The 25088-nt window shown below is 59.1% G+C and carries 22 protein-coding genes; 13 read left to right on the top strand and 9 right to left on the bottom strand.

Translation table 11 applies throughout. The features are described 5' to 3' along the window. Positions 1–4: 4 nt before the first annotated feature. From AC4IC4_RS09450 to ppsA, 3 genes are all read right to left on the bottom strand, one after another. On the bottom strand, positions 5–2380 hold the full coding sequence (locus AC4IC4_RS09450; RefSeq protein WP_491472599.1) for a glycoside hydrolase family 3 N-terminal domain-containing protein: 2376 nt from the start codon (positions 2378–2380) through the stop codon (positions 5–7). A gap of 3 nt (positions 2381–2383) precedes the next feature. Then, positions 2384–3784 (bottom strand): MFS transporter, encoded by a 1401-nt coding sequence (locus AC4IC4_RS09445; RefSeq protein WP_024909412.1) that lies wholly within the window; start codon positions 3782–3784, stop codon positions 2384–2386. Positions 3785–4018: 234 nt separating this feature from the next. Continuing rightward, positions 4019–6397, bottom strand: coding sequence for a phosphoenolpyruvate synthase (gene ppsA, locus AC4IC4_RS09440; RefSeq protein WP_491472598.1), 2379 nt, complete (start codon positions 6395–6397; stop codon positions 4019–4021). A gap of 335 nt (positions 6398–6732) precedes the next feature. Here ppsA and ppsR point away from each other — a divergent pair, with 335 nt between their 5' ends. The 8 genes from ppsR to AC4IC4_RS09400 all read left to right on the top strand — a co-directional run bounded on the left by ppsR (position 6733) and on the right by AC4IC4_RS09400 (position 14850). Next, positions 6733–7566 (top strand): posphoenolpyruvate synthetase regulatory kinase/phosphorylase PpsR, encoded by an 834-nt coding sequence (gene ppsR / locus AC4IC4_RS09435; RefSeq protein WP_023311315.1) that lies wholly within the window; start codon positions 6733–6735, stop codon positions 7564–7566. Between the two features lie 152 nt (positions 7567–7718). Continuing rightward, entirely contained in the window at positions 7719–8765 is a 1047-nt protein-coding gene (gene aroH, locus AC4IC4_RS09430) for a 3-deoxy-7-phosphoheptulonate synthase AroH (RefSeq protein ID WP_021241096.1), read from the top strand. A gap of 196 nt (positions 8766–8961) precedes the next feature. Then, the gene (hemP, locus tag AC4IC4_RS09425) at positions 8962–9144 is read left to right on the top strand and encodes a hemin uptake protein HemP (RefSeq protein ID WP_024909414.1); all 183 of its coding nucleotides are present in this window, start codon (positions 8962–8964) and stop codon (positions 9142–9144) included. Between the two features lie 77 nt (positions 9145–9221). After that, positions 9222–11204 (top strand): TonB-dependent hemoglobin/transferrin/lactoferrin family receptor, encoded by a 1983-nt coding sequence (locus AC4IC4_RS09420; RefSeq protein ID WP_491472597.1) that lies wholly within the window; start codon positions 9222–9224, stop codon positions 11202–11204. Between the two features lie 35 nt (positions 11205–11239). Next, positions 11240–12268 carry a hematinate-forming heme oxygenase ChuS gene (gene chuS, locus AC4IC4_RS09415; protein ID WP_491472596.1) on the top strand — a complete coding sequence of 343 codons (1029 nt, stop codon included), beginning with the start codon at positions 11240–11242 and terminating at the stop codon, positions 12266–12268. Further along, positions 12265–13086, top strand: coding sequence for a heme/hemin ABC transporter substrate-binding protein (locus AC4IC4_RS09410; protein ID WP_491472595.1), 822 nt, complete (start codon positions 12265–12267; stop codon positions 13084–13086). Before chuS ends, AC4IC4_RS09410 begins: the two co-directional genes overlap by 4 nt. Continuing rightward, entirely contained in the window at positions 13086–14078 is a 993-nt protein-coding gene (locus tag AC4IC4_RS09405) for a FecCD family ABC transporter permease (protein ID WP_491472594.1), read from the top strand. The genes AC4IC4_RS09410 and AC4IC4_RS09405 overlap by 1 nt, the downstream gene beginning before the upstream one ends. Next, the gene (locus AC4IC4_RS09400) at positions 14071–14850 is read left to right on the top strand and encodes a heme ABC transporter ATP-binding protein (protein ID WP_491472593.1); all 780 of its coding nucleotides are present in this window, start codon (positions 14071–14073) and stop codon (positions 14848–14850) included. The genes AC4IC4_RS09405 and AC4IC4_RS09400 overlap by 8 nt, the downstream gene beginning before the upstream one ends. Here the strand turns inward: AC4IC4_RS09400 and AC4IC4_RS09395 are convergent. Continuing rightward, positions 14847–15740 carry a LysR family transcriptional regulator gene (locus AC4IC4_RS09395; RefSeq protein ID WP_491472592.1) on the bottom strand — a complete coding sequence of 298 codons (894 nt, stop codon included), beginning with the start codon at positions 15738–15740 and terminating at the stop codon, positions 14847–14849. The genes AC4IC4_RS09400 and AC4IC4_RS09395 overlap by 4 nt on opposite strands. 140 nt (positions 15741–15880) lie before the next feature. Between AC4IC4_RS09395 and AC4IC4_RS09390 the strand changes: the two genes are divergently transcribed. From AC4IC4_RS09390 to AC4IC4_RS09370, 5 genes are read left to right on the top strand one after another with little or no spacing between them, the layout of a single operon-like run. Next, complete coding sequence (locus AC4IC4_RS09390) at positions 15881–16588, top strand: CoA transferase subunit A (RefSeq protein WP_032650954.1); 708 nt, start codon at positions 15881–15883, stop codon at positions 16586–16588. A 2-nt stretch (positions 16589–16590) separates the two neighbouring features. Beyond that, on the top strand, positions 16591–17247 hold the full coding sequence (locus tag AC4IC4_RS09385) for a CoA transferase subunit B (protein WP_032650952.1): 657 nt from the start codon (positions 16591–16593) through the stop codon (positions 17245–17247). Between the two features lie 9 nt (positions 17248–17256). Further along, on the top strand, positions 17257–18438 hold the full coding sequence (locus tag AC4IC4_RS09380; protein WP_491472591.1) for an acetyl-CoA C-acetyltransferase: 1182 nt from the start codon (positions 17257–17259) through the stop codon (positions 18436–18438). A 41-nt stretch (positions 18439–18479) separates the two neighbouring features. Continuing rightward, a complete protein-coding gene (locus AC4IC4_RS09375; RefSeq protein ID WP_417927245.1) occupies positions 18480–19874 on the top strand; it encodes a GntP family permease in 1395 nt (464 codons plus the stop codon). 10 nt (positions 19875–19884) lie between these two features. Next, complete coding sequence (locus AC4IC4_RS09370) at positions 19885–20655, top strand: 3-hydroxybutyrate dehydrogenase (protein WP_024909425.1); 771 nt, start codon at positions 19885–19887, stop codon at positions 20653–20655. A gap of 43 nt (positions 20656–20698) precedes the next feature. Here the strand turns inward: AC4IC4_RS09370 and selO are convergent, their stop codons facing one another. From selO to AC4IC4_RS09345, 5 genes are all read right to left on the bottom strand, one after another. Continuing rightward, positions 20699–22141, bottom strand: coding sequence for a protein adenylyltransferase SelO (selO, locus tag AC4IC4_RS09365; RefSeq protein ID WP_417927244.1), 1443 nt, complete (start codon positions 22139–22141; stop codon positions 20699–20701). 61 nt (positions 22142–22202) lie between these two features. After that, positions 22203–22919, bottom strand: coding sequence for an EAL domain-containing protein (locus tag AC4IC4_RS09360; RefSeq protein WP_248164141.1), 717 nt, complete (start codon positions 22917–22919; stop codon positions 22203–22205). A gap of 293 nt (positions 22920–23212) precedes the next feature. Next, entirely contained in the window at positions 23213–23677 is a 465-nt protein-coding gene (locus AC4IC4_RS09355) for a C40 family peptidase (RefSeq protein WP_023335377.1), read from the bottom strand. A gap of 74 nt (positions 23678–23751) precedes the next feature. Further along, on the bottom strand, positions 23752–24507 hold the full coding sequence (gene btuD / locus AC4IC4_RS09350; protein WP_417927243.1) for a vitamin B12 ABC transporter ATP-binding protein BtuD: 756 nt from the start codon (positions 24505–24507) through the stop codon (positions 23752–23754). Further along, positions 24507–25058 carry a glutathione peroxidase gene (locus AC4IC4_RS09345; protein WP_473721865.1) on the bottom strand — a complete coding sequence of 184 codons (552 nt, stop codon included), beginning with the start codon at positions 25056–25058 and terminating at the stop codon, positions 24507–24509. Before AC4IC4_RS09345 ends, btuD begins: the two co-directional genes overlap by 1 nt. Between the last annotated feature and the right edge of the window lie 30 nt (positions 25059–25088).

Below are 25088 nucleotides of genomic sequence, written 5' to 3'. Positions count from 1 at the left end.
CTGACTACGCGCGTGTCACCTTACAGGTACTGAGCATCCGCCACTCGGCAGGCAGCACGCGGGTTTCCCCGGTTACCCTGACCGTCACCCTCTCGCGGATATCCGCCGACGATGCGCCAACCTGCAGTTCAAACTCGCCCGGCTCAACGATGCGTTTCCCGTCCCGTCGGGTAAAGTTGAACATCTCAACCGGTAGCGTAAAGCTGAGCGTGGCGGTTTCGCCCGGCGAGAGCGTGACGCGCTGGAAGGCCTTCAGCTCCTGGAGCGGCCGAACCTGGGTGGCGACCTTATCCCTGACGTAAACCTGCACCACCTCGCTGCCGCTGCGTTCACCTGTATTGGTGATATCTACACTCAGCGTCACCTCGCCGTCGACCGGCGCGCTGCTTTCCGCTACGCGGGCAGCCCCCCAGCTAAACGTCGTCCAGCCGAGGCCGAAGCCAAACGGGTAACGCGAACCGAAGTGGAACGCAAACGGCGTGCCGCCGCTTTTGAGCTTGTGATTGTAGTAATACGGCATTGCCCCGGCGCTTTTCGGCACGCTCACCACCAGACGCCCCTGCGGCTCCGCCCGCCCCGTCAGCACGTCCGCAATCGCCCAGCCCCCTTCCTGCCCCGGCGCCCACGCCATCAGCAGCGCCGCGACGTTATCCTCCAGCCCCTGAAGGTTGTACGGACGCCCGCCGGTCATCACAACAATCACCGGCTTGCCCGTCGCTACAAGCGCCTCCAGCAGCTGTTGCTGCACGCCCGGCAGGTTCAGGGAGTCGGTGTCGGAACCTTCCCCCACGGTGCCGCTCTGGAACAGCCCGGCGAGATCGCCCACGCAGGCAACCACCACGTCACTCTCCTGCGCCGCGTTCACGGCCTCGGGGATCAATGCGGTACTCTGCGAGACCGGCGACTGCTGCATCGGTTTGCCGCCGCTGTCGCCCGGGAAGACCGGCGCGCCCGCCATCCGTTTCTCGATGATGTGGCACCCTTTGGCATAGCGGACGTTCGATGCCCCGAGATACTGCTCCAGCGCCGCGCGCGGGGTCGTGACCTGCAAGGTCTCTTCCACCATATCGCTGATGATCAGATGCACCGGGAAGCTATAGCCGCTGAGCAACGCCAGCGGATCGTCTGCCGTCGGCCCCACCACCGCCACGCGAGGTTTGCCGCCGAGCGGTAAAATGCCGTTGTTTTCCAGCAGCGTGACCGATTTTGTCGCCACTTCCCGCGCGGCCTGGCGGGTCAAATCATTTTGCAGATCGATACCGTTTTCATCCGCGTACGGCTTTTCAAACAGCCCCAGGCGGAATTTTTCCGTCAGCACGCGCGCCACGATGTCATCGACTTTCGCCATAGAGATCAGCCCGCGCTCTACCGCTTCCGCCAGATGGCGCGCGCAGTCGTCTTTTGGCAGCTCAACGTCCAGCCCGGCGTTGAATGCCAGCGCGGCGGATTCGGCCGCATCGTGGGAAATCCCGTGATGCTGGTGCAGCAGGCTGACGCCGCCGTAATCCGCCACAATAATCCCGTCGAATCCCCACTGTTCGCGCAGGACGGTAGTCAGCAGGAAGCTGTCGCTGTGCCCCGGCTGATTGTCGATATCGTGATAGGCCGGCATGACCGACCCGGCGTTTGCCAGCTTGACCGCCATTTCAAACGGCAGCAGGAAGGTATCGTTCAGCTCGCTGAACCCAAGGTGCACCGGGGCATGGTTGCGCGCGCCCTCGCTGAACGAGTGACCCACGTAATGTTTTAGGGTCGCCAGCAGGTCGCGCTTATCGCCCTGTAAGCCCTTCACGTAGGCGGTCGCCATCACCCCCACCAGCCACGGATCTTCGCCGAAGGTCTCTTCGGTACGCCCCCAGCGCACGTCGCGGGAAACGTCCAGCACCGGGGCCAGCCCCTGCTGGCAGCCGACGGATCGCGCCTCTTTACCGATCTGCTCTGCCGCACGCTGCACCAGTTCCGGATCCCAGGTAGAGCCGTAGTTCAGCGACGACGGGAACAGAGTGGCGTCTTTACACAGCAGCCCCACCAGACACTCTTCATGGAACAAGGCCGGAATGCCGAGGCGCGTCTCTTCCATCATCATCCGCTGCAGGCGGTTCGCGGCGCGCACGCCGGTTTTCGCATCAACGATGTGGGTGCCCAGCGGACGGGTGATCTGCCCGACGCCCAGCTTCAGCCGTTCGCTCAGCGCGGCCTGCTCGCTCACGCCGGCGAATTCATCGCTCAGATCGCTGCGCTCGCGGTGGTTGCCGTTTTCATCGAGGATCAGCCAGTACGCATGCATCTGGGCGAACTTCTCTTCCGGGGTCATACGCGCCAGTAAATCGGCGACGCGCTCGTGCACGGGACGTCCCGCGTCCTTATAGATAGCAGTCATATTTTACTCCTGTAGTGCGGAAGGTGTTGCCGGGCTGAGCTGCCCCGCGTCGGGTCTTACCTCACGCTTGCTGGCCAGCTCCCGGGCGATGGAATCCACCAGCCGGCTGTTGAGCTTGTAGATGGCAAGCAGCGCGACCATGCAGAGGAACAGCGCGCACGGGATAAGGGTGAACAGCGCGTTAATCGTAGAGAGTACGTGGGGTGCCTGAGTTGCCTGTCCCGGGGCGTAATCCACCATGCCAAGCACCCAGCCGACCACCGCGCCGCCCAGCGCCAGGCCGAATTTGATGGCAAACAGCGCGGTGGAGAAGACCAGCCCGTCCAGACGGCGGCCACTGCGGTGCTCTTCGTAGTCGACCACATCGGAAAACATGGTCCACTGCAGCGGCGTGGTCAGGTTTTGCACAAAGCTAAAGACAATGTTGAGGCCAAAAATCAGCCACACCTGTGAAGGCGGCAGGAAGAAAATCAGCGCGCCGAAAATGACGAAGGAAATAATGGTCCACTGATAGGCGCGTACGCGATCAAATTTCCCCAGCAGCCGTTCAGATAATAAAGCGCCGCTTAAGGAGGCGACCATTCCGGAAACAATAAAGGCAAAAACCAGATCCGGACGCAACAGCACGTAGTTCACGTAATACATCGTGGCGGAACCGCGCGTCACCACCGCCGTTAACAGCAAAATATTAAACAGGAACACAATACGCCACTGGCTGTTACCGGCCAGCAGTTTTAAATCGGTCAGCATGGAGCCGGAGGTATCATTGCGCGGCGAATAGCGCTCTCGGGTCATCAGGAAACAGCAGAAAAAGAGCACAATGCCCAGCAGCCCCATCAGGCTCATGGCATAGAAATAGCCTTTCTGCACGTTGCCCTGGCCTAACAATGAAACCAGCGGCAGGGCGATGACCGTCACAATCAACCCGCCGATAAACGACAGGCCAAAGCGCCACGACTGCAGGGAGTGACGCTCGCGCGGGTCTAACGTCAACGCGCCGGGCATGGCGCAGTAAGGCACGTTAATGGCGGAATAAATCAGGCTTAAGATCGCGTAGGTCAGGCAGGCATAAACGATTTTCGCCGTCGGTCCCACGTCCGGTACATAGAAAGTGATAAGGCAGCTTACGCCAAACGGAATGGCGAACCACAGCAACCAGGGACGGAAACGACCGTGACGCGTCTGGGTGCGATCCACCAGGGCGCCAATGCACGGGTCGACAAACGCATCGACCACGCGCACCACTAAAAACATGGTGCCCATAATCGCGGCGGGCAGCCCAAAAACGTCCGTATAGAAATAGGCGAGAAATAACGTTGCCGTTTGCCAGACCAGCGCGCTGGCCATATCACCTAAGCCATATCCTATTTTATCTTTGGTACGCAATACAGAGGAGAGTGTCATTGTTATTTGCCTTTTTATCAGGTTAAAACGTATTTCAACCAGTTGCGCATCATCTGAAGGGAAATGCGCATGTAAGGCTCAAGTATTAGCAACGGTTTGCGCGCCAACAATTGTCTAAATTGACAGGCAAATTATGATATTTGGTTTTTTACTTTATTTGTGATGGGGAGCAAATAAGAGGGGAAATAAAAAAGGCGAGGAATAATATCCTCGCCTTTTCGGGTCAGCGCGGCGTTACTTGTTCAGTTCCGCCAGGCTCAGCCAGGTTTGCACCACGGTGTCCGGGTTCAGGGACAGGCTATCAATCCCCTCTTCCATCAGCCATGCGGCAAAGTCTTCATGGTCGGATGGACCCTGACCACAAATCCCGACGTATTTACCCTGCTTCTTCGCCGCGCGGATGGACATAGAGAGCAGCGCTTTTACCGCCTCGTTACGCTCGTCGAACAGCTCGGAGACCACGCCGGAATCGCGGTCCAGACCCAGCGTCAGCTGCGTCATGTCGTTCGAACCGATAGAGAAGCCGTCGAAGTGCTCCAGGAACTGCTCGGCCAGCAGGGCGTTGGACGGAATTTCACACATCATGATGATCTTCAGCCCGTTCTCGCCGCGCTTCAGCCCCTGACGCGCCAGCTCGTCCACAACGGCTTTCGCCTGATCTACGGTACGTACGAACGGGATCATGATCTCCACGTTGGTCAGCCCCATGTCGTTGCGCACGCGCTTCACCGCCTCACACTCCAGCGCGAAGCAGTCGCGGAAGCTGTCGGACACGTAGCGTCCGGCCCCGCGGAAGCCCAGCATCGGGTTCTCTTCTTCCGGCTCGTAGCGCTCGCCGCCGACCAGGTTGGCGTATTCGTTAGACTTAAAGTCAGACAGACGCACGATCACGCGTTTCGGATAGAAGGCGGCACCCAGCGTCGCGATGCCTTCGGTCAGACGGCCGACGTAGAACTCTTTCGGCGAGTCGTAGCCTTTCATCATCTCGCGGATTTCGTTCTGCAGCTTCGGATCCTGATCGTCAAACTCCAGCAGCGCACGCGGGTGAACGCCGATCATACGGTTGATGATAAATTCCAGACGCGCCAGACCAACGCCTTCGTTCGGCAGGCAGGCGAAGTCAAACGCGCGGTCCGGGTTACCGACGTTCATCATGATCTTCAGCGGCAGGTCCGGCATGGTATCCACGCTTGAGCTCTTCACGCTGAAGTCGAGGATTTCGGCGTACACGTAGCCGGTATCGCCTTCGGCACAGGAGACGGTCACGTTCTGTCCGTCCTTCATGCGCTCGGTGGCGTCACCGCAGCCGACAACCGCAGGGATACCCAGCTCGCGGGCAATGATCGCCGCGTGACAGGTACGACCGCCGCGGTTGGTGACGATAGCCGCCGCTTTCTTCATGATCGGTTCCCAGTCCGGGTCGGTCATGTCGGTCACCAGCACGTCGCCTGGATCAATACGGTTCATCTCGCTGATGTCGTGGATCACTTTGACCGGACCGGCACCGATGCGGTGACCGATGGCACGGCCTTCCGCCACGATTTTGCCCTGCGCGTGCAGCGTATAACGCTCCATTACCTGACCGCGTGAGCGGACGGTTTCCGGACGCGCCTGCACGATAAACAGCTTGCCGGTGTTCCCGTCTTTCGCCCATTCGATATCCATCGGACGGCCGTAGTGTTTTTCAATCTGCACCGCCTGCTTCGCCAGCTCCTGTACTTCGGCGTCGGTCAGGGAGAAGCGGTCGCGCTGCTCCTGCGGTACATCTTCAATTTTAACCTGCTTGCCATGCTCCTGGGTCGGGGCATAGATCATGCGGATTTTTTTCGAGCCCATGGTGCGGCGCACCACCGACGGACGGCCAGCGGCCAGCGTAGGCTTGTGGACATAGAATTCGTCAGGGTTTACAGCGCCCTGCACGACCATCTCACCCAGCCCCCACGCGGAGGTGATAAACACCACCTGGTCGAAGCCGGATTCGGTATCAATGGAGAACATCACGCCGGATGAGCCCACGTCCGAGCGCACCATGCGCTGCACGCCAGCGGAGAGCGCCACGCCGCGATGGTCGTAGCCCTGGTGCACGCGATAGGAGATGGCACGGTCGTTGAACAGGGAAGCAAACACGTGCTTCACCGCCACCAGCACCGCATCGTAACCCTGGACGTTCAGGAAGGTTTCCTGCTGCCCGGCAAACGAGGCGTCCGGCATATCTTCTGCGGTCGCAGAGGAACGCACGGCAAAGGAGGCCTGCGCATCGTCAGCAGAGAGCTGGTTGTACGCGTCGTGAATGGCTTTTTCCAGTTCCGGCTGGAAAGGTGTGTCGATGATCCACTGGCGGATCTGCGCCCCGGCTTTGGCAAGCTCGGTGACGTCATCAATATCCGTTTTATCCAGCAGGTCGTAAATGCGCTGGTTAACACCGCTCTGGTCTAAAAACAGGTTAAAGGCATCGGCGGTGGTGGCAAACCCGTTCGGTACGGAGACACCCATACCCGACAGATTTGTAATCATTTCACCCAGGGAGGCATTTTTGCCCCCAACTCTGTCTACATCATTCATGCCGAGTTGGTTATACCAAAGCACCAGCGGTGACGAGCCATTGTTGGACATCGAAACAATCCTTTTGTGATATTTGATCGGAGTAAGTAACACCTGACTACGTATTTATACTGGCATATTTATTAGCGCTAAAAAAACGGTGAATCGTGTAAGCAATTTAAAATTTCAACTTTTCGGATACTTTCCCACCAGGCATTAACCCGATGATTCCTATATTTTCAGCCAGAAACCCCAAAAATAAAGTCGCTATTTGAAAAATGAAATCCACTTTTCAGGAAAATCAAAAACGCCGTTTCATTTATAATTAAGATAAGTTCTTTGCTGTGTAATTTACTTTTTTAATTTATGCTTTCAGACAATTAGGTCTGATATTCAGGGTGAGTAAAATGGATAGTGCTGTCGATCGCCACGTTTTTTATATTTCTGATGGTACGGCGATCACCGCCGAGGTCCTGGGCCACGCGGTGATGTCGCAGTTTCCCGTTTCGATTAACAGCATTACGCTGCCGTTTGTCGAAAACGAGAGCCGCGCCAAAGCGGTGAAGGACCAGATTGACGCCATCTACCAGCAGACCGGCGTCCGCCCGCTGGTGTTCTACTCGATCGTGATCCCCGAGATCCGCTCCATCATTCTGCAAAGTGAAGGCTTCTGCCAGGATATCGTGCAGGCGCTGGTGGCTCCGCTGCAAAGCGAACTTAAGCTCGATCCGACGCCTATTGCCCACCGTACCCACGGGCTGAACCCCGGCAACCTGACCAAGTACGACGCGCGTATCGCCGCCATTGACTACACCCTTGCACATGATGACGGTATCTCTCTGCGTAATCTCGACCAGGCGCAGGTGATCCTGCTTGGCGTGTCGCGCTGCGGCAAAACCCCGACCAGCCTCTATCTGGCGATGCAGTTTGGCATCCGCGCCGCAAACTACCCGTTTATCGCTGATGACATGGATAACCTGGTGCTGCCTGCCGCCCTTAAGCCGCTGCAGCACAAGCTGTTCGGCCTGACGATCAACCCTGAACGCCTTGCGGCTATCCGCGAAGAGCGCCGCGAGAACAGCCGCTACGCCTCTATGCGCCAGTGCCGTATGGAGGTCTCCGAAGTGGAAGCGTTGTACCGCAAAAACCAGATCCCGTGGCTGAACAGCACCAACTATTCGGTTGAAGAAATTGCCACCAAAATTCTCGACATCATGGGGCTTAACCGCCGCATGTACTAATATGCTAGTACATTAGCTCAGATTCAGGTATCATCATCTGCAACCACGGGGCGGTGTCGCCCCGAACTTGAAATCAGCAGGGATTGGTTTAAGGTGATGCCCATCACTTCCCGGTAGTCTGCCGATGAAGCAAAAATTTTCTGAGACATTCCATGAATAAAACCGATGAACTCCGCACTGCGCGCATTGACAGCCTTGTCACGCCGGCTGAACTGGCCCAGCGGCATCCTGTTTCCGCCGCCGTCGCGGAACACGTGACGGCTTCCCGCCGCCGCATTGAAAAAATCCTCAATGGTGAAGACAAACGTCTTCTGGTGGTGATTGGGCCTTGCTCCATCCACGATCTGGATGCCGCGATGGATTATGCAAAACGACTTCAGGGACTGCGGGATAAGTACCAGCATCGCCTTGAGATCGTCATGCGCACCTACTTTGAAAAACCGCGCACCGTGGTGGGCTGGAAAGGGCTGATTTCCGATCCTGACCTCAACGGCAGCTATCGCGTTAACCACGGTATCGAGCTGGCGCGGAAGCTGCTTTTACAGGTCAACGAGCTGGGCGTGCCGACGGCGACCGAGTTTCTCGATATGGTGACCGGGCAGTTTATCGCCGATCTGATCAGCTGGGGCGCGATTGGCGCACGCACCACCGAAAGCCAGATCCACCGTGAGATGGCCTCCGCCCTCTCCTGTCCGGTCGGCTTTAAAAACGGGACCGATGGCAACACCCGTATCGCGGTTGATGCCATCCGCGCAGCCCGTGCCAGCCACATGTTCCTGTCGCCGGACAAAAGCGGTCATATGACCATCTACCAGACCAGCGGTAACCCGTACGGGCACATCATTATGCGCGGCGGCAAGAAACCCAATTACCATGCCGAAGATATTGCGGCAGCCTGTGAAACGCTGGCCGAGTTCGATCTGCCGGAACATCTGGTGGTGGATTTCAGTCACGGCAACTGCCAGAAGCAGCATCGCCGCCAGCTGGACGTCTGCGACGAGATCTGCCAGCAGATCCGCAGCGGTTCAACCGCCGTTGCAGGGATTATGGCCGAGAGTTTTATCAAAGAAGGCACGCAGAAAATCGTTGCCGGACAGCAGATGGTGTACGGCCAGTCGATCACCGACCCGTGCCTGAGCTGGGAAGACAGCGAACTGCTGCTGGAGAAGCTAGCTGCTGCGGTAGATACGCGCTTCTGAAACCCTGCCGGGTGGCGCTGCGCTTACCCGGCCTACGATTCCTGCCGTTGTAGGCCCGGTAAGGCGAAGCCGCCACCGGGCTTTTCATTGCACAATATTGATCCTCTCACCCTTTTTTCACAAAAACGCTTGCCGTGAATTTGCAGTTTATTGATAATGATTATCATTGTTACATTGATTGTTATTTATAAACATTATGTCACGTACGGATAACAGCGCGGCAACGCCAGCAAAAACAGACACAGCACCAGCCCCTACCGAGCGTCGGATTGACAGCAAAACCCTGCTCGGCGATGAGGGCCGGGTCATTATCGAGCATGACGGTCAGCGCTATCTGCTGCGCCAGACCCATGCCGGAAAACTGATCCTCACAAAATAAACAACACAAAAAACTTCGCCAGCCACCCAGGTAAACCCCAGGCAGCCAGCGCTTTTCACTTCTTATGGAGAGTTGCTATGCCACACCTGCCTTCCGCATCTTTACGTCCGTCACTTCTGGCGCTGGCGATTGTCAGCACCCTGCCGGGCGTCGCGTTCGCCGCCACAGACGACATTACCGTCACCGCCACGGGCAACGCCCGCAGCGCCTTTGAAGCCCCCATGATGGTGAGCGTGATTGACGCCAGCGCGCCGGAGAAACAAACCGCCAGCTCGGCGGCCGACCTGCTACGTAACGTCCCCGGTCTGACGCTGGACGGCACCGGGCGCACCAACGGGCAGGACGTCAACCTGCGCGGATATGACCGTCGCGGCGTGCTGGTGCTGGTCGACGGCGTGCGCCAGGGCACCGATACCGGTCACCTGAACAGCACCTTCCTCGATCCGGCGCTGATTAAACGTATCGAAGTGGTTCGCGGCCCGTCGGCCCTGCTGTACGGCAGCGGCGCGCTGGGCGGCGTGATTTCCTACGATACCGCTGATGCGAAAGATCTGCTGGAGCCGGGTAAAAACAGCGGCTACCGCGTGTTTGGAACGGGCGCGACGGGCGATCATAGCCTCGGGATGGGGGCCAGCGCCTACGGCCGCACCGACACCCTGGACGGTCTGGTGGCCTGGTCCAGCCGGGATCGCGGTGACATCCGCCAGAGCGACGGAGCAACCGCCCCTAACGACGAATCCATCAACAACATGCTGGCGAAAGGCAGCTGGAAACTCGACCCAGCCCAGACCCTGAGCGGCTCCCTGCGCTACTACAATAACGCCGCTCAGGAGCCGAAAAACCCGCAAACTACCGGGGCGGACAGCAGCAACCCGATGACCGATCGCTCCACCATTCAGCGTGACGCGCAGGTGGGCTACCGCATCGCCCCGGAAGGTAACGACTGGCTGAACGCCGACGCGAAGGTCTACTGGTCCGAAGCGCGCATTAATGCCCAGAATATCGACAACAGCGGCGAGTTCCGCAAGCAGACCACCAAAGGCGGCAAGGTGGAAAACCGCACCCGCCTGTTCAGCGACACCGTTGCAGCACACCTTCTGACCTACGGCGGGGAATACTATCGTCAGGAGCAGCATCCGGGCGGGGCAACCACCGGCTTCCCGGACGCGAAAATCGACTTCAGCTCCGGCTGGCTGCAGGATGAGATCACCCTGCGCGATCTGCCTGTTACCCTGCTGGGCGGCACGCGCTATGACAACTACCGCGGCAGCAGCGACGGCTACAACGATGTGGATGCCGATAAGTGGTCTTCCCGCGCCGGGTTAACCGTCAGCCCAACCGACTGGCTGATGCTGTTTGGCTCTTACGCGCAGGCCTTCCGTGCGCCGACCATGGGCGAGATGTATAACGACGCCAAACACTTCTCCATTGGCCGCTTCTATACCAACTACTGGGTGCCGAACCCGAACCTGCGCCCGGAAACCAACGAAACGCAGGAGTTTGGTTTTGGCCTGCGCTTTGACGATCTGATGCTTGCCAACGATGCGCTGGAGTTTAAAGCCAGCTATTTCGATACCAAAGCCAAAGACTATATCTCCACCACCGTCAATTTCGCGGCGGCAACCACCATGTCTTATAACGTCCCGAACGCCAAAATCTGGGGCTGGGACATGATGGCAAAATACTCGGCCGACCTCTTCAGCCTCGACCTGGCCTATAACCGCACGCGCGGGAAAGACACCGATACGGGCGAGTACATCTCCAGCATCAACCCGGATACCGTCACCAGCAAGCTGGACGTTCCGGTGGCGCAAAGCGGGTTCTCCGTCGGCTGGATTGGGACCTTTGTCGATCGCTCTACGCATATCAGCAGCAGCTACAGCGAGCAGCCGGGCTATGCGGTCAGCGACTTCTATGTCAGCTACAAAGGCCAGGAGCGACTCAAAGGCGTGACCACCACGCTGGTACTCGGCAACGCCTTCGACAAAGCGTACTGGTCACCTCAGGGCATTCCGCAGGACGGTCGTAACGGCAAGATTTTCGTAAGCTATCAGTGGTAATTCCCTTCGGGGCAACTTTTCAGAAGGAAGAGACAATGAATCATTACACGCGCTGGCATGAGCTAAAAGAAGCCAATCCGGGTAAGTACGCGCGCGACGTCGCGGGGTTAATGAACATCAGTGAAGCAGAGCTGACCTTTGCCCGCGTGGGTCACGACGCCTGGCGACTGCGCGGTGACATCCGCGAGATCCTGGGCGCGCTGGAGGCGGTGGGCGAAACCAAATGTATCTGCCGCAACGACTACGCCGTTCACGAACAGGTCGGGAACTTCACCAACCAGCACCTGAACGGCCACGCCGGGCTGGTGCTGAACCCGCGCGCGCTGGATCTGCGCCTGTTCCTCAACCAGTGGGCGAGCGCGTTTCACATCAGTGAAGCCACCGCCCGCGGCGAGCGGCAGAGCATTCAGTTCTTCGACCACCAGGGCGATGCCCTGCTGAAGGTCTACGCCACGGATAACACCGACGTTTCCGCCTGGGGCGACGTGCTGACGCGCTTTATCTTTGCCGACAACCCGCCGCTGGCGTTGAAGATGGCCGATGCACCGGCTCATGCTGAAAACGCGGATGCCGTGCTGGTAGACAAAGAGTGGCGCGCCATGACCGACGTTCATCAGTTCTTCAACCTGCTCAAGCGCCATAACCTCAGCCGCCAGCAGGCGTTTCGCCTGGTGGGTGACGATCTGGCCTGCCGGGTAGAAAACACCGCGCTGGCGCAGCTGCTGGAAACGGCGCGCCGGGACGGTAACGAAATCATGGTCTTCGTAGGCAACCGCGGCTGCGTGCAGATTTTCACCGGCGCGGTGGAAAAGCTGACGCCGATGAAAGGCTGGCTGAACATCTTTAACCCAACCTTTACCCTGCATCTGCTTGAAGGCTCCATTGCGGAGACGTGGGTCACGCGCAAACCGACGGCTGACGGGCATGTCACCAGCCTGGAGCTGTTTGCCGCCGATGGAACGCAAATCGCCCAGCTGTACGGCCAGCGTACGGAAGGCGAACCGGAGCAGAGCCAGTGGCGCAGCCAGATTGACGCCTTAACGGCGAAAGGGCTGGCGGCATGAAACGGTGGCTTGCCCTGCTCAGCGCCCTGCCCCTGCTGGCGTCTGCTGCGCCGCAGGAGAAAATCGTTACCCTCGGCGGCGACGTCACTGAGATTGTCTACGCCCTCGGCGCAGCGTCTTCGCTGGTGGCCCGCGACAGCACCAGCCAGTGGCCGCAGGCGGCGAACGACCTGCCTGACGTGGGCTATCTGCGCCAGCTCAATGCGGAGGGGATTTTGTCCATGCGCCCCACGCTAGTGCTGGCCAGCGCCCAGGCGCAGCCGTCTCTGGCGCTAAAGCAGGTTGAGCAAAGCCACGTCCCGGTAATCGCTATTCCTGCCGGTAACGACCTGAACGTCATTGACGAAAAGGTGCGGATCGTCGCTGAAGCGACGCACCGCGAGGCCGAGGGGGAGGTCCTGCGCAGCACGCTGCGCCAGGCGCTGTCGGCGCTTCCCACGTCACCGCTCAATAAGCGGGTGCTGTTTATTCTCAACCACGGCGGGATGACCGCCATGGCTGCCGGACAACAGACCGGCGCGGACGCGGCCATTCGTGCGGCGGGTCTGCAGAACGCCATGCAGGGGTTCACCCGCTATCAGCCGCTGTCTCAGGAGGGCACAATCGCCAGCCAGCCTGACCTTGTGGTAATTTCGCAGGACGGGATCAACGCCCTTGGCGGTGAAGCGAATCTGTGGAAACTGCCAGGTCTGGCGCAAACCCCGGCAGGACGGAACAGGCAGGTGCTGGCAATTGACGATATGGCGCTGCTGGGCTTCAGCGTGCGAACGCCGGAAGCCATCCGGCAGCTGCGTGCCAAAGCGGAGCAACTGCCCTGATGTCCCGGCGGATAGCCTTATCGTTATGGATGCTGACCGCGATCCTGACCGTCATGACGCTCGCAGCGACCGGGGTCGGGGCATTACACCTGCCGGCCAGCCTGCTGTGGGACGGCAGCGACGAGGCGCTGCGTCAAATCTGGCTGACGATCCGCCTGCCTCGCGTGCTGCTGGCGCTGGCGATCGGCGGTTCACTGGCGCTGGCAGGCTGCGTGATGCAGGGGCTGTTCCGCAACCCGCTGGCGGACCCGGGCCTGCTCGGCATCAGCAGCGGCGCGGCGCTCGCCGTTGCGCTATGGGTGGTGCTTCCGCTCTCGCTGCCTGCCCTGGTAATGCTGTATGCCCCGATGCTGGCGGCGTTTCTCGGCGCGCTGGCCGCCACCTTCGTGATTTTCCTGCTCAGCCGGCAGCGTGACGCTTCCCTGTCGCGCCTGCTGCTGGTAGGGATTGCCATCAACGCCCTGTGCGGCGCGGCCGTCGGCGTGCTGTCATGGCTCAGCAATGATGCCCAGCTTCGCCAGCTTTCGCTCTGGGGAATGGGCAGCCTCGGCCAGGCGCAGTGGTCAACGCTGCTGGCCGTCGCGTCGCTGATGCTCCCCACCGCGCTGGCGATCTGGCGGCTGGCAGGCGCCCTGAATTTGCTGCAGCTGGGCGATGAAGAGGCGCACTACCTCGGCGTGGAGGTTGCCGCCGTGCAGCGGATCCTGCTGCTGTGCAGCGCCCTGCTGGTGGCCGCCGCCGTGGCGGTCAGCGGCGTGATCGGCTTTGTCGGCCTGGTGGTGCCGCACCTGGTGCGCATGTGGCTGGGGGCCGACCATCGGGCCGTGCTCCCCGGCTCGGTGCTGGCCGGTGCGCTACTCCTGCTGGTGGCCGATACGCTGGCGCGTAGCCTCGTCGCCCCGGCGGAAATGCCGGTTGGCTTATTGACCAGCCTTCTCGGCGCGCCATGGTTCCTGTGGCTTATCTTTCGTCGCGGAGGTGCGCATGGCTGAGCGCTACTGTGCAGAAAACCTTGTTTTTCGCGTCGGGCAGCGCACGCTGATTAACGACGTGTCGCTGACCTTATCTCAGGGCGAGCTGGTGGCGCTGATTGGCCCCAACGGCGCCGGAAAATCAACGCTGTTGCGGCTGCTGACCGGCTACCTTAAACCTGCGGGCGGACGGTGCAGCCTGGCGGGCACACCGCTTGCGGCCTGGCAGCCGGACAGGCTCTCCCGCTACCGGGCGGTGATGCGCCAGAACACGCAGCTCGGATTTGACTGGCCGGCTGAGGCGGTGGTCGGTATGGGGCGAGCGCCCTGGACCCGCACGCCAGAAGCGTCGGTTATTGAGGAGGTCATGGCCGTCACAGGCTGTTTACCGCTGGCGGGCAGGCGGTTTGCCGCACTCTCCGGCGGCGAGCAGCAGCGCATCCAGCTCGCCCGCGCGCTGGCTCAGCTCTGGTGCGACGGTGCGCCGCGCGGCTGGCTGTTCCTTGATGAACCCACCTCTGCGCTGGATCTCTATCACCAGCAGCATCTCCTGCGCCTGCTGAAATCCCTGACCAGCCGGGGACATCTGCACGTTTGCGCGGTGCTGCACGACCTCAACCTGGCGGCGCTGTGGGCGGACCGCATCCTGCTGCTGCACAGCGGCAGGATCGTGTCCCAGGGAGAGCCGGAAACCGTTTTGCAGGCCGATGCGCTGGCGCGCTGGTACGGCGCACAGGTTCACGTCGGCAGGCACCCGGCTCACGCCGCGCCGCAGGTGTTTCTTGCCCCTTAATCGGGCTGGTAAAAATCCTTCAGCGTTTCCAGCAGGGCATGCGCCGCTTTTGAAAGCTGCGTGTGCCCGGGATGGATCACCCCAATACACTTTTCAATGGGCGGGCTGTCCAGCGGAATACAGACCGCGCCCAGCGACGCCATCTGCGTCTTGCAGAGCGCCGGTACGGCGCTGCCGCCCAGCCCGCTTGCGACCATCCGCCCGACCGTCACCAGCTGATGGCTCTCCAGCGCGACGTCCAGCTTTCTGCCGCTTCGCGCCAGCTCCTCTTCCATCATCAGACGCACCGCAGAGGGGCGCTGCAGGGTGATGAAATCCAGCGTCAGCAGCGCTTCCCATGTCAGGCGCTTTTTGCCCGCCAGCGGGGAATCTTTCGGCACAATGGCAACAAACCGGTCGAGACCCAGCGGGGTAAACAGCAGGTTGTGCGTGGGCGCGGGCTCAAAGGCGATGCCCATCTCGACCCGCCCTTCCCGCACCATCTCAATCACCTGCTCGTTAATCACGTCATGCACGGTGACGTTGATCCCGGCATGGCGATCGCGAAACGCTTTTAGCACCTCGGGCAGAACATTCGCGGCAAACGACGGCATCGCCGCGACAGAGATTTTACCGCGCTGCAGGGTAAAGCACTGGTGCATTGCCTCTTCGACATTATCCCAGTCGGCAAGCAGCCGCCGCGCCATCGGCAAAAACGTCTCGCCCTCCTGCGTCAGCGCGACCTTGCGCGTGCTCCGCTGCAGCAGCGGTCCGCCCAGCGCGTCCTCCAGCGCTTTAATCGTCAGGCTCAGGGCCGGCTGGGAGAGATTCAGACGTTCGCTGGCGTGGGCGAAATTCAGAGTGTGAGCTACCGCTAAAAACGCGCGTAACTGTTTGACACTCATTCTCATTTTTCATCTCGTTAACTAATTGAAAAAATTTAGTTAACAGGAAATTAATAAAAAAACCAAATGAGTGGGTCACAAATTCAAAATTAACAAATGAGTTGCCGCCCCTAATGATACCGCCACGGTTAAGAGGAGGAATGACGATGGCGGGACTGGATAAGCGCGTCGACAGCTATGCGCAGGCGCTGGATGGGCTGACGGACGGGATGACTTTGCTGGCGGGCGGCTTCGGCCTGTGCGGGATTCCGGAGAACCTGATTGCAGAGGTCAGACGCCGTCAGGTGAAAGATCTGACTGTGGTATCAAACAACTGCGGCGTGGACGGTTTCGGTCTCGGGCTCCTGCTCGAAACGCGGCAGGTTCGCAAAGTGGTGGCCTCTTACGTCGGCGAGAACGCGCTGTTCGAGCGGCAGGTGCTGAGCGGTGAACTGGAGATTGAACTCACGCCTCAGGGCACGCTGGCGGAAAAGGTGCGCGCGGGCGGTGCAGGTATTCCGGCATTTTACACGGCCACCGGCTATGGCACGCCCGTGGCTGCCGGCAAAGACGTGCGCCAGTTTGCCGGTAAGCACTACATCCTCGAAGAGGCCATTACCGGTGATTTCGCGCTCATTAAAGGCTGGAAAGCGGACTGGTACGGCAACGTTGTCTATCGACATACCGCGCAAAACTTTAATCCGCTGATGGCAACGGCGGGCAGGATAACGGTCGTCGAGGTGGAAGAGATTGTTCCCCCGGGCGAGCTGCCCCCGTCGGCCATTCATACCCCGGGAATTTACGTCGACAGGCTGATTGTCGGCCAGTTTGAAAAACGCATTGAACAGCGCACGCTGCGCACGGAAGGAGTGTGACGATGTTAACCCGTGAACAGATGGCCATGCGCGTCGCCCGCGAGCTGCGCGACGGGTATTACGTCAACCTGGGGATTGGTATCCCTACCCTGGTGGCGAATTACATTCCGGACGGGATGGATGTGATGCTCCAGTCGGAAAACGGACTGCTGGGGATGGGGGCTTTTCCTGACGAGCAGAGCCTCGACGCCGACATGATCAACGCCGGTAAACAGACCGTGACCGCACGGACAGGCGCGGCCATTTTCGACTCGGCCCAGTCGTTTGCGATGATCCGCGGCGGCCATGTTGACCTGACCGTGCTGGGCGCGTTTGAGGTGGACGTCGAGGGCAATATCGCCTCGTGGATGATCCCCGGAAAGATGGTGAAGGGCATGGGCGGCGCGATGGATCTCGTCGCCGGGGCGCAGAACATCATTGTGGTAATGACCCACGCGTCAAAAAGCGGTGAGTCAAAGCTGCTGTCGCGCTGCACGCTGCCGCTCACGGGCGCGGGCTGCATCCGCCGGGTCTTAACCGACCTCGCGCTGCTCGAGATCGCGGACGGCGCGTTCATCCTGCGGGAATACGCCCCCGGCGTCAGTATCGACGACATTGCGGCTAAGACCGCCGGGAAATTAATTGTGGCGGACGACGTTCGCGAGATGCGCTTCAGCTGAGGACTTACGATGAAAGAGGTCATGATTGTCGGGGCAACGCGAACCCCCATTGGCAGTTTTCGCGGATCGCTATCTTCCCTTTCAGCGGTTGAGCTGGGGGCCATAGCGGTGAGTCGTCTGCTGGAGAACAGCGGTCTTCCAGCTGAGACGATAGATGAGGTGATTTTCGGTCAGGTGCTGTCGGCGGGATGCGGACAAAACCCTGCGCGCCAGACGGCCATCAACGCCGGATTGCCCGTCCGCACTCCAGCGACAACGGTCAACCTGGTCTGCGGTGCGGGCTTGAAAGCGGTGCAGCTCGCCGCGCAGGCGATCCGCTGCGGCGACGCGGATGTGGTTATCGCTGGCGGTCAGGAGAGCATGAGCAATGCCCCTTATCTGCTGGACGGCGCACGTTCAGGGCTGCGTTTTGGCCATACGGGCCTGCAGGACAGCATGATTACCGACGGTCTGTGGGACGCGTTCAACGATTACCACATGGGGATCACCGCTGAAAACGTCGCCCGTGAGAATGATATTTCCCGCGAGCAGCAGGACGCCTTTGCCGCCCGGTCGCAGCAAAAAGCGGCCGCCGCCATCGAAGCGGGTCGCTTTGACACCGAGATAGCGCCGGTGACGGTGAAACAGGGTAAAAAACCGCCGCTTATCGTCAGCCGTGACGAACAGCCCCGGCCAGGGACCAGCGCTGAGCAGCTTGCGCAGCTGCGCCCCGCCTTTTTGCAGGAGGAAGGCACGGTCACGGCGGGAAATGCCTCCACGCTCAACGACGGCGCCGCTGCGGTGCTGCTGATGAGTGGTGAAAAGGCGCGGGAGAGCGGGTTGCCGATCCTCGGTCGCATCGTGAGCTATGCCGTGACGGGCGTTGACCCGTCGGTGATGGGCATCGGTCCGGTCAGCGCCTGTCAGACCGCGCTGGCGCGGGCGGGCTGGACGCTCGATGACGTGGACCTCATTGAAGCCAATGAAGCCTTTGCCGCCCAGGCGCTGGCGGTGGGCAAGCAGCTCGGCTGGGATGCGCAAAAGGTGAACGTTAACGGCGGCGCTATCGCCCTCGGTCATCCGATTGGCGCCTCCGGCTGCCGCGTCCTCGTGACGCTGCTGCACGAAATGCAGCGCCGTGACGTTAAAAAAGGGCTCGTCACCCTGTGCGTAGGCGGCGGGCAAGGCATTGCCCTGACCGTTGAGCGTTAAACATCTCGTTGGTACCCGAATAATAATGACAGTGAGGAGTCGTGATGAGTGTATTAATTGCCCTGGCGGCGCTGGCGCTGCTGATGCTGGCGGCCTATCGCGGATACAGCGTGATTTTGTTTGCGCCGATTGCGGCGCTCGGCGCCGTGCTGCTGACCGACCCGGGCGCCGTCGGCCCGACGTTTACCGGCCTGTTTATGGAAAAAATGGTCGGCTTCGTCAAGCTCTACTTCCCGGTTTTCCTGCTGGGAGCGGTGTTTGGCAAACTGATTGAGCTTTCCGGTTTCTCACGGTCCATCGTCGCTGCGGCGATTCAGATCCTCGGCCGTCGCCACGCGATCCCGGTAATTGTTCTCGTGTGCGCGCTGTTAACCTACGGCGGCGTGTCGCTGTTCGTGGTGGCGTTTGCGGTTTATCCGTTCGCCGCGGAACTGTTCCGCCAGAGCGGCATCCCTAAACGGCTGATACCGGCCACCGTGGCGCTGGGGGCATTCTCATTTACCATGGATGCCCTGCCCGGCACGCCGCAGATCCAGAACATTATCCCCACCAGCTTCTTTGGTACCAACGCCTGGGCCGCGCCGTGGCTGGGGCTGATTGGCTCGCTGTTTATTATCTGTTTTGGCCTGCTCTGGCTGGAGCGCCAGCGTCGTAAGGCGCTCAGCAACAACGAGGGTTACGGCACGGAACTGAAAAATGAACCGGAAACGCCGGACAACATTAACCTCCCTCACCCGCTGATTGCTATCTCCCCGCTGCTGGTAGTGGGCATACTAAACCTGCTGTTTACCCGCTGGATCCCCGGCTGGTACGGCACAACCCACGAGCTTACGCTGCCAGGTCTGGCGAAACCGATTGTGACCGAGGTGGGCAAGATCACCGCCATCTGGGCCGTGGAAGCGGCGCTGATCTCCGGTATCGTGCTGGTGCTGATTTTTGGCTTTCGCAATATCCGGGGGCGTCTGGCTGAAGGCAGCCGGACCGCGGTGAGCGGTGCCATTCTGGCGGCGATGAATACCGCCTCGGAATACGGTTTCGGCGCGGTTATCGCCGCCCTGCCCGGTTTTCTGGTGTTATCCCACGCGCTAGCGGCCATTCCGAATCCGCTGCTGAATGAAGCCATCAGCGTGACGGTGCTTGCGGGGATCACCGGCTCGGCATCCGGCGGGATGAGTATTGCCCTCGCCGCCATGGCCGACTCGTTTGTCGCCGCCGCCCACGCCGCCAATATCCCGCTTGAGGTGCTGCACCGCGTGGCCTCAATGGCGAGCGGCGGTATGGATACGCTGCCCCATAACGGCGCGGTGATTACCCTGCTGGCGATTACCGGCCTGAGCCATCGCCAGGCCTACGGCGGCATTTTCGCTATCACCATCATTAAAAGTCTGGCAGTGCTTTTTGTCATTGCCGTGTTCTATCTGACCGGCATTGTGTAAGGAGAGAAAGATGAATCTGAACGGTAAGACCGTACTGGTGACAGGCTCGACCAGCGGCATTGGTCTGGGGATCGCCCGCGTGCTGGCGAAGGCCGGGGCGCAGCTGATCCTCAACGGTTTCGGCGACAGCGAATCAGCACGAGAAGAGATTGCGCAACTGGGCAAAAAGCCGGGCTATCACGATGCAGACCTGCGTGACGTGCTGCAAATTGAAGCCATGATGCGCTACGCCGAATCGCAGTTTGGCGGCGTGGACATTCTTGTCAACAATGCCGGGATACAGTATGTCGCCCCGGTTGACGCGTTTCCGGTGGAGAAATGGAACGACATTATCGCCATTAATCTCTCCTCGGTGTTTCATACCAGCCGGCTGGCGCTGCCCGCCATGCGCGAGAAAAACTGGGGGCGCATCATTAATATCGCCTCCGTTCACGGACTGGTCGCGTCAAAAGAGAAGTCGGCCTACGTGGCCGCCAAGCATGGCGTAGTGGGCTTTACGAAATCGCTGGCGCTGGAAACCGCGCGCACCGGCATTACCGCCAATACGATCTGTCCCGGCTGGGTGCTGACGCCTCTGGTGCAGCAGCAGATCGACAAACGTATCGCTGAGGGCGTACCGCCGGAGCAGGCTCGCGATCTGCTCCTTGCAGAAAAACAGCCTTCGGGTGAGTTTGTCACCCCGGAGCAGCTGGGCGAACTGGCGCTGTTTTTGTGTAGCGACATCGCCGTGAACGTTCGCGGCGCCGCGTGGAATATGGATGGCGGCTGGGTCGCGCAGTGATGTTCAGGCCGGGTTAGGCGACGCCGCCGCCCGGCAAAAATCGCTAGCTTGAGCAGCTGACCTCCAGCCGCTTGCCCCAGTCAGGCGGGCGGCTGACGTAGTCGTCGTCCCGATCGGCAAACGGCGTGCGCAACGCCACGTGCAGACGGTGTAACTCGTCGTACTCGCCCTGCTCTGCCTGCTCAATCGCCCGCTGCGCCAGCCAGTTGCGCAACACCATCGCGGGGTTCGTGGTGTTCATCTGCGTCTGGCGGGCGGCATCATCCACCTGCTCCTGCTGCAGCCGCGTGCGGTAGGATGCAAACCAGTCGTCAAACGCCTGTCTGTCAATAAACTCATCGCGCAGCGGCGAGGCGGCGCTGTACTGCTCCGTCTGCCCCAGCATCCGGAAGGTGCGCGTGTAATCGCTGCCCTCGCGCGCCATCAGGGCAAACAGGCCATTGAGGATGTCGTTATCGCCCTTCTCCTGCGTCACCAGCCCCAGCTTGTTGCGCATCAGCGTGCCATATTCCCGCAGTAAGATCTCCTGATAGCTGTCGAGGGCATCATTCAGGGCATCAACGTCGATAAACGGCGACAGGGTTTGTGCAAGCCGCTGCAGGTTCCACAGGCCCACCGCGGGCTGATTGTCAAAACTGTAGCGCCCCTGATAGTCGGAGTGGTTGCAGATGTACCCAGGCTGATAATCATCCAGGAAGCCAAAAGGACCGTAGTCAAAGGTCAACCCGAGAAGCGACATGTTGTCCGTATTCATCACGCCATGGGCAAAGCCTACCGTTTGCCAGCGGGCAATCAGGGTTGCGGTACGAGCCACCACGTCCCTGAACCAGAGAACGTATTTATCCGCCTCGTCCTGCAAATGTGCCCAGTGGTGACGAATGGCAAAGTCAGCCAGCTGGCGCACCTTTTCCGGCTCGCGACGATAGTAAAAATGCTCAAAATGACCGAAGCGCAAATGGCTTTGCGCGATACGCATTAGCATTGCACCCTTTTCCACGGTTTCACGCATAACCGGGGTATCGCTGGTCACGATCGACAGCGCGCGGGTGGTGGGGATACCCAGGGCATGCATCGCCTCGGAGCCCAGGCACTCGCGAATCGTTGAACGCAGTACCGCTCGCCCGTCGCCCATCCGCGAATAGGGAGTCAGGCCCGCGCCTTTCAGGTGCCAGTCAACCGTCTCCCCGTTGGGAAGCTGTTGTTCGCCGAGCAGGATCCCCCTGCCGTCGCCCAGCTGTCCCGCCCAGACGCCAAACTGATGTCCGCTATAGACCTGAGCCAGAGGCTGCATACCGGCAAGAAGCGTTTCACCGCCCCAGACGCCAGCGCCCTCTGAACGCTGAAACAGCTCAGGCGGAATAGCCAGTTCTTCAGCCAGCAAATCGTTATGCCAGATAAGGCGTGAATTGTGTAACGGTGTAGGTTTGAGTGCGGTGTAAAAGCCAGGCAACTCGTCATGCCAGTGAGCAGTAAAAGACAGGGTCATAAGTCCTCCTGCTTTTAGTGTAGAGGGTTTACCCGGACTTAAACACGGGCGAAAGCAAGGGTTATCGCTGCTGAACCAGCGTAGTGACGTGTTCTGCAGAGACGGCTGGCCAGAGAGCCCCCTGCATTGCACCAAAATTGAAGGACAAAACGCGTTGCAACAGGCCGTGGTCGTCAATGCCCGAGACAATCACTGACTGGCAGTGCGGCGTGATTTGCCAGAGGATTGCGCGCATAAAAGGCTCAAAAGAGAGCTCCAGGGCACGCTGCTGAATGAATCCTTTATCAAGAATGACCCGTTTAAATAATCCATCATAGACCGCTTTGAGCGAGGCGGCGCCTGCACCAAAGTTTGCCAGGACCAACGGGAAATGGATTGCCATTCTCGCCAGCTGCAGGTCGTCCTTTCCGTTATTTAAACCTGGATAATTCTCATTAACAGTAAACTCAAGAAACGGATAACGCTCAAGGATTGAAACAGCGTTTCCATTACTTAATAAAAATTCAACTATTGCAGGTGTAATATTGATCCATGCAATTAACTGATGCTGAATAAAAAACAGTTTACAGGTATCAAGCAATTGCAGTTTTTCGTCAAACAGCGCTAACTCTTCAGCCGCTGAAAGCCGAGGGATAACAAGCTCAGTGGGGATCCGCACATTGCTGCCGACGCCAGTAAAGTTAACCAGAATTTCTAAACCTTTCAGCTCACCTGCACTATTACGGGCAGGCAGAAGCAGCAGTTCAGACTGGTAAGCATTATCTAGCGTAATAATCATTGCACTCGCCCCGCATTAAAGATGAGAGAGGACATCCTGGAGCAATTGCCGACACAATTCCACTGTCTTGATTTTAATAAGATTAATTTCATTAGTTCCGTATTAATTTTCAGATTTATCCCTGAATCTAAAATAATTTTATCCTGGTTGCAGAATAATAGCCAGTTTTAGATAAAACAGACACATGCAGGATTCGCTAATTTTAGGTAAATTTAACTTTAAGCATCTTATTTGAGAAAAAACGGCATGATTTATTCTTACCATGCCGTCATAAGAGAAGTATCCGACAAAGACTATATACGTCGTGCCTGCCAGAAATTTTTACGCCAGTAAACATTATCAAGAGAGGAGCGCATCACCCCGCGACTGGTCGAGGCGTGAATGAACTGATTGTCTGTATCATATATGCCCACGTGAAGACCGCTTTCACCCGAACCAGTTTTGAAGAAAACCAGGTCTCCGGGGAGAAGATCGTCTTTATCAATTTCAGTGCCGATTTCTGCCTGCTTGCGCGTTTCGCGCGGAAGCTGTAAATCAAACTTATCGCGAAACGTCATCAGAACGAAGCCGGAGCAATCCACACCGCCGCGGCTCATGCCGCCGTAGCGATAAGGCGTGCCGCGCCAGTTGCTCAGCTGATCGTTAAGGCTGGCAATAACGGTGATCGAATCTGAAAGCCGTGGGTTAGGCGGCGGCGCACGATGGCTACTGCATCCCGCAAGAAAGAGTGTGGCCATCAGGAGAAACCAGAATCGCATTTTCAGACGAATCCTCTGCTTTTATTGTTCTTTTCGTAATTTAGCGTGCAATTGTGCTCACAGGCAAGAAACGGTTACACCTGCCCGGTAGAAATCAGCATCTTATGTCCTTCTATATCCAGCCTGCGGAACGACATGTTATACGCGCGGGCAAGATGGGGTGGCGTAAGAACCTGATCCCGCGCACCGCTGGCAATCATCTTTCCCTTCGAGAGCAGCCATACCCGGTGGGCATGACGCAGGGTGTGGTTGAGGTCATGGCTGCTCATCACCACGGCAATGCCTTTTCGGCTCAGGGTGCTTAACAGCGTATCCAGTGCCGCCTGCTGCGCCACGTCCAGGCCGCTCATGGGCTCATCGAGAAGCAGCATCCGCCCGTGAGGATTGCCGGCCGGGTGGATCTGAAGGATGACAGCCGCCAGGCGCACCCGCTGCCACTCTCCGCCGGAAAGCTGGCTGGCGTGCCGGGACAGTTTATCTTCCAGCCCCAGAGCCGCGGCCACGTCCGTCAGCAGTGACGTTTGTTGTTTGTCGTGCAAATGCAGCATCAGATAGTGCCAGACCGGCATCGCAAAGGGCGGCATCTGCTGCTGCACGAGGTAACTGCGCCGATGCGCCAGCGAGACCGGAGACCAGTCGGCGAGCGTATGCTCCAGCAGCGTTATCTGCCCTTCTCCGTCGGTCATGCCTGCCATCCGTGCCAGCAGCGTGCTCTTCCCCGCACCGTTTGGCCCAACAAGATGCAGAATTTCTCCCGCATTGACGGCACCGGATATCGCCTCCAGACGCCCCTTCTCGGCAACGTCCGTGAGCTGCATCAGCAACGACATTATTTCGCCAACGCCAGCTTGATCGATTCCATGAGGATCGGATCCTCAGGGGTCATATCCGGTGAAAAACGCTGAACGACCTGGCCGTCGCGACCAATCAGGAATTTTTCGAAGTTCCAGAGTATATCGTCCGGGTAAAGCGGCGCGCGGCCTTTGCTGGCCATGCGTTCATAAAAACCGCTTCCTTCCGGCGCAACGGCCTTCGGTGCGGCAGAGATCAGCTTCGCATACAGCGGATGGCGGTCTTCACCGTTGACATCGATTTTGCTGAACATCGGGAACGTCACGCCATAGGTGGTACTGCAGAAGGTTTTGATCTCCTCTTCGCTGCCCGGCTCCTGGCCGAGGAACTGGTTGCACGGGAAGCCCAGCACGGTGAAACCGTCTTTCTCCCAGGCCTTCTGAATGTTTTCCAGCTGCTCGTACTGCGGCGTCAGGCCACATTTGGATGCCACGTTGACGACAAGCAACACGTTGCCTTTGTAGCCTTCCAGCGTGGTTTTCTCGCCGTCAATGGTGGTCACTTCAGTATTCAGGATAGTTGACTGCATAGCATTCCCTCAGGTTGTCTTACGGCTAGT

This window comes from Enterobacter sp. Taxon_2 (assembly GCF_058355295.1).
Note: the sequence above shows the minus strand (reverse complement) of the source record. Positions and strands in the feature narration are given on the sequence as shown.

Excerpts from the sequence above, each read along its gene's own strand:
- AC4IC4_RS09450 (WP_491472599.1), bottom strand. The coding sequence starts at position 2,380 with ATGACTGCTATCTATAAGGACGCGGGACGTCCCGTGCACGAGCGCGTC.
- AC4IC4_RS09445 (WP_024909412.1), bottom strand. The coding sequence starts at position 3,784 with ATGACACTCTCCTCTGTATTGCGTACCAAAGATAAAATAGGATATGGC.
- ppsA (WP_491472598.1), bottom strand. The coding sequence starts at position 6,397 with ATGTCCAACAATGGCTCGTCACCGCTGGTGCTTTGGTATAACCAACTC.
- ppsR (WP_023311315.1), top strand. The coding sequence starts at position 6,733 with ATGGATAGTGCTGTCGATCGCCACGTTTTTTATATTTCTGATGGTACG.
- aroH (WP_021241096.1), top strand. The coding sequence starts at position 7,719 with ATGAATAAAACCGATGAACTCCGCACTGCGCGCATTGACAGCCTTGTC.
- hemP (WP_024909414.1), top strand. The coding sequence starts at position 8,962 with ATGTCACGTACGGATAACAGCGCGGCAACGCCAGCAAAAACAGACACA.
- AC4IC4_RS09420 (WP_491472597.1), top strand. The coding sequence starts at position 9,222 with ATGCCACACCTGCCTTCCGCATCTTTACGTCCGTCACTTCTGGCGCTG.
- chuS (WP_491472596.1), top strand. The coding sequence starts at position 11,240 with ATGAATCATTACACGCGCTGGCATGAGCTAAAAGAAGCCAATCCGGGT.
- AC4IC4_RS09410 (WP_491472595.1), top strand. The coding sequence starts at position 12,265 with ATGAAACGGTGGCTTGCCCTGCTCAGCGCCCTGCCCCTGCTGGCGTCT.
- AC4IC4_RS09405 (WP_491472594.1), top strand. The coding sequence starts at position 13,086 with ATGTCCCGGCGGATAGCCTTATCGTTATGGATGCTGACCGCGATCCTG.
- AC4IC4_RS09400 (WP_491472593.1), top strand. The coding sequence starts at position 14,071 with ATGGCTGAGCGCTACTGTGCAGAAAACCTTGTTTTTCGCGTCGGGCAG.
- AC4IC4_RS09395 (WP_491472592.1), bottom strand. The coding sequence starts at position 15,740 with ATGAGAATGAGTGTCAAACAGTTACGCGCGTTTTTAGCGGTAGCTCAC.
- AC4IC4_RS09390 (WP_032650954.1), top strand. The coding sequence starts at position 15,881 with ATGGCGGGACTGGATAAGCGCGTCGACAGCTATGCGCAGGCGCTGGAT.
- AC4IC4_RS09385 (WP_032650952.1), top strand. The coding sequence starts at position 16,591 with ATGTTAACCCGTGAACAGATGGCCATGCGCGTCGCCCGCGAGCTGCGC.
- AC4IC4_RS09380 (WP_491472591.1), top strand. The coding sequence starts at position 17,257 with ATGAAAGAGGTCATGATTGTCGGGGCAACGCGAACCCCCATTGGCAGT.
- AC4IC4_RS09370 (WP_024909425.1), top strand. The coding sequence starts at position 19,885 with ATGAATCTGAACGGTAAGACCGTACTGGTGACAGGCTCGACCAGCGGC.
- selO (WP_417927244.1), bottom strand. The coding sequence starts at position 22,141 with ATGACCCTGTCTTTTACTGCTCACTGGCATGACGAGTTGCCTGGCTTT.
- AC4IC4_RS09360 (WP_248164141.1), bottom strand. The coding sequence starts at position 22,919 with ATGATTATTACGCTAGATAATGCTTACCAGTCTGAACTGCTGCTTCTG.
- AC4IC4_RS09355 (WP_023335377.1), bottom strand. The coding sequence starts at position 23,677 with ATGCGATTCTGGTTTCTCCTGATGGCCACACTCTTTCTTGCGGGATGC.
- btuD (WP_417927243.1), bottom strand. The coding sequence starts at position 24,507 with ATGTCGTTGCTGATGCAGCTCACGGACGTTGCCGAGAAGGGGCGTCTG.
- AC4IC4_RS09345 (WP_473721865.1), bottom strand. The coding sequence starts at position 25,058 with ATGCAGTCAACTATCCTGAATACTGAAGTGACCACCATTGACGGCGAG.